Origin of the sequence: Sandaracinomonas limnophila, from assembly GCF_004005965.1 — a bacterium.
Lineage (GTDB): Bacteria > Bacteroidota > Bacteroidia > Cytophagales > Spirosomataceae > Sandaracinomonas > Sandaracinomonas limnophila.
The window spans coordinates 512,014-526,958 of sequence record NZ_SACY01000001.1 but is presented as its reverse complement, the minus strand read 5'-3'; the positions used below and the strand labels follow the sequence as shown (position 1 = coordinate 526,958).

General features: G+C 32.9%; 13 protein-coding genes. 4 read left to right on the top strand and 9 right to left on the bottom strand.

Annotated features, from left to right (window positions below):
* Positions 1-24: 24 nt before the first annotated feature.
* Positions 25-708: an NUDIX hydrolase gene (locus EOJ36_RS02355; RefSeq protein WP_127802411.1), complete on the top strand. Its 684-nt coding sequence runs from the start codon at positions 25-27 to the stop codon at positions 706-708.
* Here EOJ36_RS02355 and coaD read toward each other — a convergent pair.
* Together coaD and EOJ36_RS02345 are read right to left on the bottom strand one after the other, a co-directional pair.
* Positions 697-1,158 carry a pantetheine-phosphate adenylyltransferase gene (coaD, locus tag EOJ36_RS02350; RefSeq protein WP_127802410.1) on the bottom strand — a complete coding sequence of 154 codons (462 nt, stop codon included), beginning with the start codon at positions 1,156-1,158 and terminating at the stop codon, positions 697-699. The two genes, EOJ36_RS02355 and coaD, sit on opposite strands and share 12 nt — an antisense overlap.
* Positions 1,145-1,834 carry a DUF3822 family protein gene (locus EOJ36_RS02345; protein ID WP_164847814.1) on the bottom strand — a complete coding sequence of 230 codons (690 nt, stop codon included), beginning with the start codon at positions 1,832-1,834 and terminating at the stop codon, positions 1,145-1,147. The genes coaD and EOJ36_RS02345 overlap by 14 nt, the downstream gene beginning before the upstream one ends.
* 129 nt (positions 1,835-1,963) lie before the next feature.
* Here EOJ36_RS02345 and EOJ36_RS02340 point away from each other — a divergent pair, with 129 nt between their 5' ends.
* Positions 1,964-3,577: an ABC-F family ATP-binding cassette domain-containing protein gene (locus tag EOJ36_RS02340; RefSeq protein ID WP_127802408.1), complete on the top strand. Its 1,614-nt coding sequence runs from the start codon at positions 1,964-1,966 to the stop codon at positions 3,575-3,577.
* A 51-nt stretch (positions 3,578-3,628) separates the two neighbouring features.
* On the opposite strand, the gene EOJ36_RS02335 is transcribed toward EOJ36_RS02340, so the two are convergent.
* The 6 genes from EOJ36_RS02335 to queA form a co-directional block, all read right to left on the bottom strand.
* The gene (locus tag EOJ36_RS02335; protein ID WP_127802407.1) at positions 3,629-4,405 is read right to left on the bottom strand and encodes a M48 family metallopeptidase; all 777 of its coding nucleotides are present in this window, start codon (positions 4,403-4,405) and stop codon (positions 3,629-3,631) included.
* A gap of 109 nt (positions 4,406-4,514) precedes the next feature.
* Positions 4,515-6,137 (bottom strand): NADP-dependent glyceraldehyde-3-phosphate dehydrogenase, encoded by a 1,623-nt coding sequence (locus EOJ36_RS02330; RefSeq protein ID WP_127802406.1) that lies wholly within the window; start codon positions 6,135-6,137, stop codon positions 4,515-4,517.
* A 132-nt stretch (positions 6,138-6,269) separates the two neighbouring features.
* Positions 6,270-7,451, bottom strand: coding sequence for an MFS transporter (locus EOJ36_RS02325; RefSeq protein WP_127802405.1), 1,182 nt, complete (start codon positions 7,449-7,451; stop codon positions 6,270-6,272).
* Positions 7,448-9,820, bottom strand: a complete 2,373-nt coding sequence (locus tag EOJ36_RS02320) for an efflux RND transporter permease subunit (RefSeq protein ID WP_127802404.1) — start codon at positions 9,818-9,820, stop codon at positions 7,448-7,450. Before EOJ36_RS02320 ends, EOJ36_RS02325 begins: the two co-directional genes overlap by 4 nt.
* A gap of 3 nt (positions 9,821-9,823) precedes the next feature.
* Positions 9,824-10,501, bottom strand: coding sequence for a 2-C-methyl-D-erythritol 4-phosphate cytidylyltransferase (locus tag EOJ36_RS02315; RefSeq protein ID WP_127802403.1), 678 nt, complete (start codon positions 10,499-10,501; stop codon positions 9,824-9,826).
* Positions 10,502-10,517: 16 nt separating this feature from the next.
* Positions 10,518-11,570 (bottom strand): tRNA preQ1(34) S-adenosylmethionine ribosyltransferase-isomerase QueA, encoded by a 1,053-nt coding sequence (gene queA, locus EOJ36_RS02310; RefSeq protein WP_127802402.1) that lies wholly within the window; start codon positions 11,568-11,570, stop codon positions 10,518-10,520.
* Positions 11,571-11,683: 113 nt separating this feature from the next.
* On the opposite strand from queA, the gene EOJ36_RS02305 reads away from it, so the two are divergent.
* The gene (locus tag EOJ36_RS02305) at positions 11,684-12,991 is read left to right on the top strand and encodes a cryptochrome/photolyase family protein (RefSeq protein ID WP_127802401.1); all 1,308 of its coding nucleotides are present in this window, start codon (positions 11,684-11,686) and stop codon (positions 12,989-12,991) included.
* Here the strand turns inward: EOJ36_RS02305 and EOJ36_RS02300 are convergent.
* Complete coding sequence (locus EOJ36_RS02300; protein ID WP_127802400.1) at positions 12,988-13,761, bottom strand: DUF3108 domain-containing protein; 774 nt, start codon at positions 13,759-13,761, stop codon at positions 12,988-12,990. The genes EOJ36_RS02305 and EOJ36_RS02300 overlap by 4 nt on opposite strands.
* Before the next feature lie 118 nt (positions 13,762-13,879).
* Between EOJ36_RS02300 and recA the strand changes: the two genes are divergently transcribed.
* Positions 13,880-14,938, top strand: coding sequence for a recombinase RecA (recA, locus tag EOJ36_RS02295; protein WP_127802399.1), 1,059 nt, complete (start codon positions 13,880-13,882; stop codon positions 14,936-14,938).
* Positions 14,939-14,945: the final 7 nt, after the last annotated feature.

Genomic DNA, 14,945 nt, shown 5'->3' with positions numbered 1-14,945 from the left:
TTTTGCTCACAAATAAATCTTTTGATGGTAATTTTTATCGACGACCGCCCGGTTCGTATTCTTAAAAAATCTAAAGCTAAATCTCTACAACAAGATGAAGATTTTGATTTAATCTTAGACGCTCGTTTACAAACAATTCGTGTGGAAAAATTCATTGGCCATACTTGTTTATTGAATGTTACCGCTAATCAATTGGAAAAGGTTGTTTTACAATTGCACGAGAAATCTGATTTAAAGTTTAGCTCATTATATGTGATTTGTGAGAATAAAAAGGAAGCTAAATCTAAAGTAAAGGCATTGTATCAAATGGTTGAAGCAGCTGGTGGTGTTGTTGTAAATGAAGAAACAAAGGTATTGTGGATTCACCGTTTAGGAAAATGGGATTTGCCTAAAGGTAAATTAGAGAAAGGTGAGAAGTTTAAAGTTGCCGCAATTCGTGAAGTGAAAGAAGAATGTAATGTAGATGCTAATCTGATAGATAAAATTTGTTCAACTTACCATACCTATACCCATAAGAATCAATTAGTTCTGAAAAAGACCAAATGGTATTTGATGAAGTCCAAAGATCAGAATAATTTAACGGCTCAAACGGAAGAGAATATCGATAAAGTGGAATGGCAAACAGTTCAACAAATGAATAAAAGTATGACAAATACCTATTCATCCATTCGATATGTAATTCAAAACTTTCAGTTGTTAGGATTTTAATTTATAAGGTAAGTATTCATCGATTGGACTTCCGTATTTGTGTAAATCGCGGATAATGGTAGATGAAATAGGTGCTAAATGTGGTGAGGTAATTAGGAAAATAGTTTCTAAATCTTCGTTGATATGTCTATTTACCTGAGAAATTGAGTTTTCGTATTCAAAATCCGTAGTATTCCTTAATCCTCTTAAAATATATTTAGCTCCAACTTGCTTTGCCACACTTGCAGTTAAACCTTGATAAGAAATAATTTTTACAGGTTTTCCTTTAAATGTTTCTTCAATATAGGCTTGCATTTCCTCCAATTTGAAATATCTATTTTTGTTAGAATTGTGCCCAATCCCAATTACAATTTCATCGAATAAACCAATGGCCCTTAAAACAATATCTTCATGTCCTTTGGTAAAGGGGTCAAAGGAGCCTGGGAAAAAAGCAATTTTAGGACTTTTCATAAGAATTTGTCGGTATAGAATACTTTAAAAGTTCGTTTTTAAATTCATTACTTAAACTTTCAGACCCATAAAAAGTGAAAGTTTCCTTGTTTAAATTCACATCAAAGGTGTCACGGATTGAATGCAAATAAAAGGCCAATTCAATAGCAGATTTTACTTCGAAAGCATTAACTAATTGCAATTTGCTATTTTTTCGAAGAATGACATAAGCAATATCGTTTGTAAACCATACATGGAACTGGTTTCGCATGAATTTCGACAATTGGTTTAATTGATTACCTATGAAATGGTGGTAATTAATTTTAGCCAAAGGAAAATGAAATGATAAATAATCCTTCCATTTGGAAGAAACCAAAAAGGCTAATTGACTTTTTTCCTTTTCTACCTCTTGCGAATGTACTTCCATGTTATCCAATTCGTTCTTTCCAAAAGAAATCTCTAAAAATCTTTTTAAAAATAAGGTAGAATAATAGGTAGTGGGAATTAATAAAAACAAAGAATTTTCAATTTCAACCTCTAGTTTTTGGATAGATAGGGGCGAGATTCCGAATTTGTTTTCAAGTATTTGCTTAACATTTTCTGAATTTTTCCAGGAAATAAATTCTTGAGTCAAACTTTCATTTGTTTGATTTTTAATTGTTATTCCGGATTCACTTAATCGAATTTGTAATTGCACTTTTCTTTGAATTGCGGTTCAAGCCAAGGTAAATTGACCTGTAAATTGCAAAATTTTATTCATAAGGAATAATTTTTCGATTTTTTCTAAGTAAAAATTGAGTAATTTTGCACCTTAAATTTTCAAAATATGTTATCGGTTTCAAATATTTCCCTACGTTTTGGGAAAAGAGTATTGTTCGAAGAAGTAAATATCAAATTTACTGAAGGCAATTGTTATGGTTTGATTGGTGCAAATGGCGCTGGAAAATCTACTTTTCTAAAAATATTATCAGGAGAATTGGAATCTCAAACGGGTTCTGTTTCAATGAATTCGGGAGAAAGGATGTCTTTTTTAAAGCAAAATCACTTTGAATACGAAGAGGTTCCTGTTTTACAAACTGTAATTATGGGTAATAAGCGTCTTTACGATATCATGATTGAAAAAGATGCCATTTATTTGAAAGAAGATTTTACCGAAGCTGATGGAAATCGTGCTGCCGATTTAGAAGCTGAATTTGCTGAATTAAATGGTTGGGAAGCTGAATCTGAAGCTGGTTCATTATTGAGTGGATTAGGTGTAAAAGAAGATTTGCACTATTCGCTTCTTAAAGAATTAAATGGTTCAGATAAAGTAAAGGTTTTATTAGCTCAAGCCCTTTTCGGTAATCCAGATATATTATTACTCGATGAACCTACCAATAACTTGGATATTGATTCCATTTTGTGGTTAGAAAACTTCTTAATGAATTTTAAAAATACGGTTATTGTAGTTTCCCACGACCGTCACTTCCTTGACAATGTTTGTACCCACATTGCGGACCTTGATTTTGGAAAAATTCAATTATACGGTGGTAACTATACTTTCTGGTATGAATCTTCTCAATTGGCGGCTCGACAAAGATCTGACCAAAACAAGAAAACGGAGGAGAAAAGGAAAGAATTAGAAGAATTTATTCGTCGTTTTTCTGCAAACGTTGCAAAATCTAAGCAAGCAACTGCTCGACAAAAAATGTTGGATAAACTACAAGTTGAAGATATTCAACCTTCTTCAAGAAAATATCCATTTATCAATTTTAAGCCTGAAAGAGAGGCAGGAGATCAATTGTTATCCGTTGAAAATCTTTCAGCTACTACTGATGAAGGAGTTACATTATTTAAAAACTTAAGTTTTACCATCAATAAAGGAGATAAAGTTGCTTTTTTAGCAAAGGATTCATTAGCAATCACAGCTCTATATGATATTTTAATGGGTGAAAAACAGGCAACAGGCGGTGAATTTAAATGGGGAGTTACAACTACTCAAACCTATTTGCCAAATGATAATGCTAAATACTTTAAAGAAGATTCATTGAATTTAGTTGATTGGTTAAGACAATATTCAACTGAAAAAGATGAAAGTTTTATTCGTGGTTTCTTAGGAAGAATGTTATTCTCAGGTGACGAGGCATTAAAGAAATGTACTGTTCTTTCAGGTGGAGAAAAACAAAGATGTATGTTTTCTCGAATGATGTTGTCCGGTGCAAACGTACTTTTATTCGATGAGCCTACCAATCACTTAGACTTAGAATCTATTACTGCTCTTAACAACGGAATGATAGAATTCCCTGGTACTGTTTTATTCACGTGTCACGACCATCAATTAACCAATACGGTAGCCAATAGAATTATTGAAATAGGATCAGATCGTCATCTTGATAAATTAATGACCTACGACGATTTTATTACCGACGCAACTGTTAAAAGTCAACGCGCCACATTGTAAGTTGAAAGTTGAAAGTTGAAAATTATTTTTTTTCAACTTTCAACTTTTAACTTATAATTTATTTATCTCCTCCTTCAAATTCGCAATCCTTCTCTCGTGACTTGGGTGTGTGCTTAAAAACTCAGGAACATCAGATCCTGATGATTTCTGTTCCATTCTTTCCCAAAATTTGATGGCTTCTTGTAAATTGTAACCAGCTTCTTTCATAAGAATTAATCCTATTTTATCTGCTTCAGTTTCGTGAGAACGACTAAATGGTAACATAATTCCTACTTGAGTTCCAATTCCGTAATATTGTTGCCAAGTGTTTTGAGTACTAGTATCTTTTTTGGCAGTTGCTATTGAAATTGCCAGTGCTCCATATTGTTGCAATTCAGATGCTTTCATGCGTTGCCCACCATGATTGGCCAGGGCGTGTGCAATTTCATGCCCCATTACTGTAGCTATGCCAGCTTCAGTTTGGCAAATAGGAAGTATTCCCGTGTAAAAAACTATTTTTCCACCGGGCATGCACCAAGCATTTACTTGTTTGTCATCTACTAATTTACTTTCCCATTTATAATCTTTTAAATAATCTGGAAACCCTTTTTTTGCTAAATAAGATTGGGCGGCTTTTACCAATTTTTCTCTTACTAAATCTATTTGCTTAGCTTCTTTGGTGTTTTTAATGACTTTTGACTCTGATAAAAACTTATCATATTCCTGAAATGTTAAGGGAAATAATTCTTGGTTTGAAACCCCTAGAGTCTTTTGGCCAGTAAATGGATTTAAAGTGGTACAAGATATTAGGGCTAGAAAGGCAAATGGAATTAATTTTAGTAGTTTCATTAATGTTTGACTTAAATTGATATGATAGTATAAAAAAAGAGGAGAATAAATCTCCTCTTAAAATTAATCTATAATTATCAATTAACAATTTACAATTAACAATTAACAATTATAATATGAATCTCGTCGATAAGAAATTCGACTGCTGATTTTCCACAATCTGATTCACGATGTCTTTATTCAACTGATTTGCCTTTGTTGCAACAACAGTTCTAATTGAGAAAGAGCGCAAAGCAGCAGTTACTGATAATGTTCCTTCTGCAGAATCTTTTCTTCCTGTGAAAGGGAAGGAGTCAGGTCCTCGTTGACATTGTGCATTTACATTTACACGAGATACCTGATTTACTGTTTCATCAATTAAAGAAGAAATTTGATTAACATCCGTTCCAAAAATTGCTACTTGTTGACCGTGCGAAGATTCGTGGATGTAATCAATTGGCTCCATGATATCATCAAACGGTACAACTGGTACCACTGGACCAAATTGCTCTTCCTCCCAAATCTTCATCTTATTGTTCACTGGGTACAATAAGGCAGGGAAAAATAAGGATTTATAGTTTTCTCCTCCGTGTGGATTCAAAACCTTTGCACCATGCAATTTAGCATCCTCAATTAATTCTTTTAGATACGCCGGCTTGTTAGGCTCTGGAAGTGGTGTGATTTGGACACCTTTATCCCATACCATACCTACTTTCAATTGTTCAATTTTCTCTGCTAAGCCTTTATTAAATTCATCTACTAAAGAACGATGTACAAAGATAATTTTAATGGCAGTACATCTTTGTCCGTTAAAAGATAAAGAACCTAAAGCACATTCATTGATAGCGTTTTCTAATTGCGCACTTTCGGTAACAATTGCAGCATTTTTAGCATCTAAACCTAAGATTGCACGTAAACGATTTACTTTCGGGTGCATTTTCTTTAATTTATCAGCTACCTTAGAAGATCCAATTAAAGTCAAAACATCTATTTTGCCTGACTCCATCAATTGAGGAATAATGTTGTTTCCTCTTCCATACAAGGTATTAATAACACCAGCAGGAAACGAATCTTTAAATGCTTCTAATAAAGGATAATGCAATAATGTACCATGTTTTGGTGGTTTGAATAAAACCGTATTTCCCATTATTAATGCTGGGATTAAAGTTGTAAAGGTTTCATTTAAAGGATAATTAAATGGACCCATACACAAGACAACTCCCAATGGAGAACGTCTAACTTGACCAATGATTCCTTCTTCAATTAAAAAAGTAGAGGAAGTTCTATCAATGTCTTTTAAAGCACCAATTGTATCATAAATGTATTGAACCGTTCTATCAAATTCCTTTTGAGAATCAGCTAAAGATTTACCAATTTCCCACATTAATAATTTGACAACTTCGTCTCTTTTTTGGATCATCTTTTGTGTGAATTTTTCCACACATTCAATACGCTTTGAAACGCTCATGGATGGCCATTCTCCCCGACCATTTGAATAGGCTTTTACTCCAGCATACAATACCTCCATGGCATCGGTAGCATCTGTAATTGGGTAGGAGCCAATTCTTTTTTGCTCCAAACCTTTGTCAGTTTTAATATAAATAGGAGACCACACATCTTGGGTCTTACCTTTCCATTGTCTCATTTCTCCATTAACCAAATATTCTCTTTGTTCAATGGGTTTTTCTAAAGCATATTCCTTAGGAATTGCTCCTTCCGCCGGAAATAATTTTTCTAATTCACTCGATTGCATAAATTGATTTTTAATGTCACAAATTTCAAACTTTTGTATTATTTGAAGAACATCCGATAAGAATTATTCATAAAGTAATACGATTACTAAAAATAATACAAAAAGTTGAAACTTGTAATCGTTTACGGATTTTTATTTTAATGTCCAGTTGCTGGCATTTAATTTTAAAACAATTAGAGAAAGTAATGCTAGTAGTCCAGAAAGGAGAAAGGGTAGTGGGGTTTTTAATAAATCTCCTTGGTAAATATAACCACTGATATAAGCGCCAATTCCTATACCTGCTTCTAAAGCTATATACATCGTTGCCATGGCTCTTCCCATGTGTTTTGCATCTCCCAAGTCATTGGTCCAAGCAGCAAGTGTAGGGGTATTGAATCCCCAGGAGATTCCATAAAATATGGCAGATAAAATTAATGCGATAGGCGTTGGATTACTGACCAACAAAAACATTCCTATAGCTAAAGAAATACATGAATAGATTAAAACGGGTATTCTTCCGTATTTATCAGATGATTTTGAAAAGAAAATGCGAACAACAATGGAGGCAATGGTATAAATACTGAAATATAGTCCTTTGTTATTGATACCAACTGATTTTGATATATCTGGAACTAGGGTTAAAACTGCACCTGAGGAAAATGAAACCAAAAGCATGATCCAAAAAACTGGGGCAACTTTAGGTTCAAATACATCTGACCAATTGATTTTTAATAATTTTAAAGAAAATTTACGCTTCATCGTAGGAGGTAAAGTTTCTTCTAATTTTAATAAGATTAAAATGGATAATAAGGCAAAAAGACCTGAAATGTAAAACATGGGATCTAAACCAAAGGAATTTGCCAAAAAACCTCCAATGGCTGGTCCAATAGACATTCCTGTGGCAGTAAAAATCCCTAAAGTTCCTTGTGCTTCACCTCTTCGATCTTCCGGTATGACATCAGCTACATAGGCAGCTGTTGCAGTTGGTTTGGTGCCTGTCGACATTCCATGTAAAAATCGAAGCAATAAAAATCCCCAAACACTATGTACAACTGTATAAAAACCACTTATAATAAAACAAACAATCGAACCCAATGCCATTATGGGTACTCGACCCACATGATCTGTTAACTTACCTGAAAAAGGTCTGGATAATCCTGCCGTTAAAGTAAATAATGAAATGATAAATCCAATATATTCCTTTCCGCCCATTGATGCCAAATAATCGGGCAATTCGGGGATTATCATAGAAAAACTTGCTGAAAACAAGAAATTACTTGAACATAAAAGCCAAAAAGGTATAGTATAAATGGAGCTAGATTTTTCAGCTATCATATTTCTTCCTTAATGATCGATTCAATTTCTTTTTTATTCAAGCTCATTAAAAATGATGGTAGTAAAATCAAATTACAAACCATAGCCATCAGAAGGGTAATAGAAACTAGTATACCTAATGCCTGGGTTCCTTTAAAGGTTGATGCAGTAAAAATGAAAAATCCAAAAAATAAAATCATGGCTGTATAAAACATTGATACACCCGTATTTTGTATGGTTAACTGAATTGCCTTTTTAATATCATTTGAGTTTTTAGCAAATTCTTCCTTGTAGCGGGTCAGAAAATAAACTGTACCATCACTAGAAATACCAAATGCAATTGAAAATATCAAAATGGTGCTAGGTTTTAGAGCAATATTAAATAGGCCCATTAGTCCGGCAGTAATGACTAAAGGAATTAAACTTGGTAGTGTACTAATGATAACCATTTTCCAACTTCTAAATAAAAAGGCCATCAAAAGACAAATCAGTAAAATGGCAGTAATGGTACTTTCTATCAAGTTCCTTTGTAAATAATCGTTTTGGAAACTATTTACAACCGCATTTCCTGTGATTTCTGCATGGTATGCTTTTGGATTATTTTCTGAAAGGATTTCACCTGTTTCTGAATCTGTCCTAAATATGGAATCTATTTTGGGTTGTAAAATTTCATATAATTCCTTTGTTCGAACAGTTCCTGCATCGCGCATTTGAAAACTTACACGAGTGTACCTTCTGTCTTTATCAATAAAACCGGAAAACATATTATCCTTTCCTTTCAAACTAGATTGGAAGTCTTTCAATTTGGCTAATTCATCAATTCCAGGCAAAATGAAATATTTAGGATCTCCACCTCTATATACCTGGTACAAATATTTAGTTGCAGTTAAAACGGAAAGACCGTTGGTGAATTCTGGATATTTTGCAATGAGTTTTTCTGTTCTTTTGATTTTCGTTAATATTTCAGTACTCAATGCTTGTCCATTTTTTCTAGAATCAATCGAAATTTCAAAAGGCATTACACCTTTGAATTTTTCTTCAATGTATTTTAAATCTGTATAAATGGCATTTTCTTGAGGTAGGTCATCAACAATATAACCGATAGCTTTTATTTTTGTAATCCCATAAATTCCGATTAGTACAATTCCGAAAACTAGTGCATAAATGCCTTTTCTGTTGTAAAAAACCCATTTTTCAACATTGGTTAAAACCTTTGTTACCTTTTTGCTTTCAAAATGTGCTAAATCTTTTTCTTGAGGAACTTTCAAAAAGGAGAAGAAAATTGGAATTAAAAGCAAGGAAATGGCAAATGTTATCATAACATTTAAAGAAGCTACAATCCCAAATTCCACTAATAATGCTGAACCTGTAAATGCAAAAACTCCAAAGCCAATGGAAGTTGTTAAATTGGCTAAAAACAAGGTTCTTCCAACTTTTGAAGCACTTTCCTTTAAAGAAAATAATTTATCCTTGGTTTGTAAATAGGTTTCGTGGTATTTATTCAATAAGAAAATAACGTTGGGTACTCCAATGATTACAATCAAAGGCGGAATTAAGCCAGATAACAGGGTGATTTTATAATCAAATAATACAATGGTTGCCAATGAGGCAATAATGCCAATTAAAATGACGATTAAAGCGAAAAATACAACTTGGAAAGATCGAAAAAAATAGAAGAGAATTACAGAAGTAACTAAAATGGCTAATCCCAAAAAGATAAATAATTCATTGGTTACTTGGGCTGTTAATTCCGTTCGAATATAGGGCATTCCAGAATAATGCAAGGTATGTCCAGATTCTAGAGAATAAGCTGAGCCTAGTTTTTTAACCTTTTTAACGAGTGTTATTCTGCTTTTATCATTTATCGTTTTTTGGTCGAGCGTAACAAGCATTAAATGATTTTCAAAATCTTCAGTGAAAAGGAAGTTTTTGAAAATTGGAAGTCTTTCTAATTTGGATTTAAAATTATCTAAATGAATTTGGTTGATAGTTAAGTCTTTACCCCAAATACTTTTTGTTTGAAATGTATTTGTACTTGAATCTATATATACTTCTGGGATATTACTTAAGGAAACAACATTTTTAATTCCTTTTTGATTTTTTAAAGAATCATTTAAGTTTTTCCAAAGACTAAATTCTTTCGGTGTAAAAAGATTTTTATTTTCTAAACCAATTACAATTACACTACCATCTTCACCATATTTCTTTTTAAAACTTTCATACAATTGAAAGCGAGGGTCTGTTTTTGGAAGAATTTTAGCTAATTCATAACTCAGTTGAATTTTACTGGCAATAAACCCAAATCCTATACTTGCAATTGCAATAAGAATGAGAATTATTACTTTATGTTTTAAAATTCTTTCGCCTATATTAGGCCAAAATTTATCCATTTTTTAATTGTTTTTTAAAATAACCTCAGCCAATAATAAATCTTCTGGAGTTGTTATTTTAATGTTTTCATAATTTCCTTCAATTAGATGAATCTCTTCGCCATTGTTTTCAACTACACTTGCATCATCTGTGTAAAAAGGTTTATATCCTTTATTAAACGCCTCTTGAAGGCTACTTAGTTTAAAGATCTGAGGTGTTTGAATAATTTTTATTTCTTCTCGTTTTACAGCCTCAAAATTTTGTTTGTTTGCATTCCATTTTCTAATGGAATCTTTGCTGTCTACAGCAAATACCGCATTTCCTTTTTCTTCTGCTTGTTGAAATGCATTCAGAATAGATTTTTCAGAAGGAAAGGGCCGTACACCATCATGAATAGCCACAAGTGCCTCATCTTCTTGAATCGACAAAATCCCATTGTAAGATGAATGAAATCTGGTTTCTCCACCAGTTACAATTTCATGCGCTGGTATATGGATTTGTTCAGAACATAAATTGATCCAATAGGAAATTTGACTTTTGGGTAAAACCAATACAATAGAAATTTCAGGTACAGTTTGTACGAATTTTTCTATTGTATGTAGTAAAATAGGTTTATTTTGAAGCATCAAAAATTGTTTGGGAACATCTGTTCCCATTCGAGAGCCTGAGCCCCCAGCAACAATTATGACATACTTTTTCAAAATAAACCTTTGTTTATTAAATGATTAACATAACATCTCCGTAAGAGAAGAATCTGTATTTTTCTTTAATTGCTTGCTTATAGGCCTCCTGTATTAACTCATAGCCACCAAATGCAGATGCCATCATTAATAATATTGACTCAGGTAAATGGAAATTGGTTAATAGAGCTGTAGAAATTTTGAATTCATAAGGAGGGAAAATGAATTTATCCGTCCAACTATCAATTGGTTTTAAATGTCCACTAGCAGAAACTGAAGATTCCAGCGCTTTTAAAACAGTTGTTCCAACAGCTAAAACTTGTTTTTTATTATCAATAGCCTCATTTACTAATTCACAGGTTTCAGGCTGAATCATGAATTGCTCAGAATCTGTTTTGTGTTTAGTTAAATCCTCAACATCAACTTGTCTAAAGGTACCTAAACCAACGTGTAATGTAATAGGAGTGAAGGTTACACCATTCAATTCCATTCTTTTCATTACAATTTTTGAAAAGTGTAAACCTGCTGTTGGGGCAGCAACCGCTCCAATATGTTCTGCGAAAATGGTTTGAAAACGCTCTCTGTCATCATCATTTGCTTCTCTCTTCGAACGAATTTCATCAGGAAGTGGCGTTTCTCCTAATTCATGAATCGCATTCATTAAAGCTTCATGATCTCCATCATATAGGAATCGAATGGTTCTACCACGAGAAGTAGTGTTGTCAATTACTTCAGCAACTAAATCAGATTCGCCAAAATATAATTTATTACCTACACGGATTTTACGAGCTGGATCTACCAAAACATCCCATAAACGATGTTCGCGATTTAATTCTCTTAACAAAAATACCTCAATTTTAGCACCAGTTTTTTCCTTATTTCCATACAAGCGTGCAGGAAAAACTTTTGTGTTATTGGTAACCATTACATCACCTTCGCCAAAATATTCTACGATATCTGTGAATTTTCTATGTTCAATCGTTTTATTTTTACGGTTGATAACCATCATTCGAGCATCTTCTCTATTTTCAGCTGGATGTAGTGCAATTAAACTTTGGGGTAAATCAAATCTGAATTCAGATAATTTCATACGTTTTGAAAATTAAAACTTGGATGTTTTTTATATAAGCTACAAATATACAATTTCAAAGGGGGGCTTGTCAAGCTATTTTTTTAAAAGCGATTATTTCAGAACTTAGAGGCATGAAAAAAGATAAAATAGTTGTTTTTTGGTTTCGAAGAGATTTAAGATTAGAGGATAATCACGGATTATTCGAAGCATCTAAGTTGGGTCTTCCTATTTTGCCAATTTTTATTTTTGACCCCAATATTCTATCAAAATTACCTTCTAAAAAAGATGCTAGAGTTGAATTTATTCATCAGCGTCTTCAACAAGTAAATTCACATTTACATGAATTTAAGTCTTCCTTAAAAGTATTTTTTAAATCGCCCATTGAAGCCTATCAAGAATTAGTGAATGAATTTGTTATAGATTCAGTTTACACCAATCATGATTATGAAGGGTACGCTATCGAACGGGATTCTTCGATTAAAACTTTTCTCGAAACACAAAATATTTCTTTTCATACATTTAAAGACCAAGTTATTTTTGAGAAAAATGAGGTTTTGTCAGGACAAAATACTCCTTACACAATATATACTCCTTATTCACGTAGATGGAAGAAAGCTTTACAAGAAAATCCAATTATCCATTATCCTTCTGAAACCATTGTAAACTTTTTTCAATCAGATTTTGAATTTCCAAGTTTATCGGACATCGGTTTTGAAAAAACTAATTTATCGTTTCCTAGTTCTGCACTTAATTTGGAATTGTTGCCAGGTTATGGTGCAAATCGAGATTTCCCTTCTTTAGATGCCACAAGTCATCTATCTGTACATCTTCGTTTTGGAACTATATCTATTAGGAAATTAGTTGCAATAGCCTCTAAATATTCTGAGGTTTATCTGAATGAATTGATTTGGCGAGATTTTTATTTCAATATTTTATTTCATTTTCCACATATTTCAAACGGCAAAAGCTTTAAACCCGCTTATGATTTTATAGAATGGAGAAACAATGAAGTCGAATTTAAAGCGTGGATGGAAGGTAAAACTGGCTATCCAATTGTTGATGCAGGGATGAGAGAGTTAAATTCTACCGGATTTATGCACAATCGTGTACGAATGATTGTTGCTAGTTTTTTAGTTAAACATTTGTTAATTGATTGGAGATGGGGTGAGGCCTATTTTGCTGAAAAATTACTTGATTTTGATTTTTCAGCAAATAATGGTGGTTGGCAATGGGCATCTGGATCAGGTTGTGATGCTGCACCCTATTTTAGAGTATTTAATCCAGAACTTCAAACCAAAAAGTTTGATCCAGATTTAAAATATATCAAAAAATGGGTTCCTGAATTTCAAGAATTTAATTATCCTAAACCTATAGTTGTACATGAATTTGCACGCACTAGGGTTTTGGAGGTTTATGCGAAGGCCTTGAAAAAAGATTAATAAATTTTTTTATCATTAATTTGGTAGTCAACCAAATCGATGCTTAAATGCCCAAATTTTAATTGAACCTCTATTTTGTAAGGAACCTGATATTTGTCATCGCTGATCCAAATACGAATGGCATCCTGATCTTCAAATAAATTGTTTTTAGGTAAAACCATTGATGCCCTAACGCAATTTCTTTTGCCTAAATTATTTTCAATGGTATCGTTTCCTTTAACTATGACCCATAAATCATAGATTTTACTATCCATTAAAATCTTTGCAGTAAATTTTTGTCCAGCTTTTGCTTGATTAATATTTTGATTTCTTAAAAAGAAATAACCAGAAATCAGGTCTCTACATGTTTTGGAAATTTCCTGAATTTTGTCAGTGGGATTATTTTGCTGAGAATGTATTTTAGCAATTTCTTTTTCCGGTAAAAATTGAACACTTTCTTGTTTTCTGTATCCAACTTCTCTTTTCCTGAATTCCGTTCTCAAAGGTAGTAAATCATCAGCCGTTAAATTGGCAGACCAATAATCTTCAACTGGAGTTAAAAGATTGAAAATGCCTAAGGTTTTGCCAAATACTTCAATTTTATAAGTTTTTTTATTAGAAATGGTTTCGGATTGTCGGGCTGTTTTTATCGTTGCTTCCGCAGCATGAATAAAACCCAAGTGGATTTTGTAGGTTAATTTTTCACCAGGAAATAATCCCTGTACCTCCTGAGAATATAATTTGGGAAGTAGGCTAAATAATATAAATAGTAAAAGTGAAATTTGTTTCAATGGGTAGAAATATTGTCAACGAAATTATCAATTAAACAGAATATAATATCAGTTTATTGTTTAAAAATTTAATTTCTATTCCCTATTTTTGTTCAACTCAAATTTAGAGAACAATTATATGGCAAAACAGACAGGCGAGCAATCCTCAATTGCTTCAGAAAAATTAAAAGCTCTACAAACAACTTTAGAGAAGTTAGATAAAGCTTATGGTAAGGGAACAGTAATGCGACTTTCCGATAGCAAGGTGATGGATGTTCCAGTAATTTCTACAGGTTCATTAGGATTAGACCTTGCCTTAGGAATTGGTGGGGTTCCACGGGGAAGGATTGTTGAGATTTATGGCCCAGAATCTTCAGGTAAAACTACTTTGACCATGCATTGTATTGCTGAGGCGCAAAAAAATGGTGGTATTGCGGCTTTTGTGGATGCTGAACATGCTTTTGATAAATCGTATGCTGAGAAATTAGGAATTGATACCCAAAACCTATTAATCTCTCAACCAGACAATGGAGAGCAAGCCTTGGAAATTGCAGAACACTTGATTAGTTCTGGTGCAATAGATATTATCGTAATTGACTCCGTTGCTGCCTTGGTTCCTAAAGCTGAAATTGAAGGGGAGATGGGAGATTCTAAAATGGGTTTACAAGCTCGTTTGATGTCACAAGCCTTACGTAAATTAACGGGTACTATTAATAAAACAGGTTGTTGTTGCATTTTTATCAACCAATTGAGAGATAAAATAGGTGTTATGTTTGGTAGTCCAGAAACTACAACTGGTGGAAATGCCTTGAAATTTTATGCTTCTGTTCGTTTGGATATTCGTAGAGCTGGACAAATTAAAGAAAGCGCTGACCAAATTACGGGTAACAGAACCCGCGTAAAGGTGGTTAAAAATAAAATGGCTCCTCCATTCAAAGTAGTAGAATTTGATATTATGTATGGTGAGGGAATATCTAAAGCTGGTGAGATTTTAGATTTAGGTGTTGATTTAGGAATAATTGATAAATCAGGTTCATGGTTCTCCTATGCTGGAAATCGTTTAGGTCAAGGAAGAGATTCAGTAAAAGATTTGATTAAGGATAATCCTGAATTGATGGATGAACTTGAACTTAAAATAAAAGAAAAAGTTAAAGGAGATGATTCCTTATTACTTGATAATGAGAATAGCGAAGATTGATACTAAC

What these genes read in the sequence shown, in the direction of transcription:
- coaD (WP_127802410.1), bottom strand. Translation starts at nt 1,158, where the DNA reads ATGAAAAGTCCTAAAATTGCTTTTTTCCCAGGCTCCTTTGACCCCTTT.
- EOJ36_RS02335 (WP_127802407.1), bottom strand. Translation starts at nt 4,405, where the DNA reads ATGAAACTACTAAAATTAATTCCATTTGCCTTTCTAGCCCTAATATCT.
- queA (WP_127802402.1), bottom strand. Translation starts at nt 11,570, where the DNA reads ATGAAATTATCTGAATTCAGATTTGATTTACCCCAAAGTTTAATTGCA.
- EOJ36_RS02330 (WP_127802406.1), bottom strand. Translation starts at nt 6,137, where the DNA reads ATGCAATCGAGTGAATTAGAAAAATTATTTCCGGCGGAAGGAGCAATT.
- EOJ36_RS02355 (WP_127802411.1), top strand. Translation starts at nt 25, where the DNA reads ATGGTAATTTTTATCGACGACCGCCCGGTTCGTATTCTTAAAAAATCT.
- EOJ36_RS02340 (WP_127802408.1), top strand. Translation starts at nt 1,964, where the DNA reads ATGTTATCGGTTTCAAATATTTCCCTACGTTTTGGGAAAAGAGTATTG.
- EOJ36_RS02305 (WP_127802401.1), top strand. Translation starts at nt 11,684, where the DNA reads ATGAAAAAAGATAAAATAGTTGTTTTTTGGTTTCGAAGAGATTTAAGA.
- EOJ36_RS02320 (WP_127802404.1), bottom strand. Translation starts at nt 9,820, where the DNA reads ATGGATAAATTTTGGCCTAATATAGGCGAAAGAATTTTAAAACATAAA.
- recA (WP_127802399.1), top strand. Translation starts at nt 13,880, where the DNA reads ATGGCAAAACAGACAGGCGAGCAATCCTCAATTGCTTCAGAAAAATTA.
- EOJ36_RS02325 (WP_127802405.1), bottom strand. Translation starts at nt 7,451, where the DNA reads ATGATAGCTGAAAAATCTAGCTCCATTTATACTATACCTTTTTGGCTT.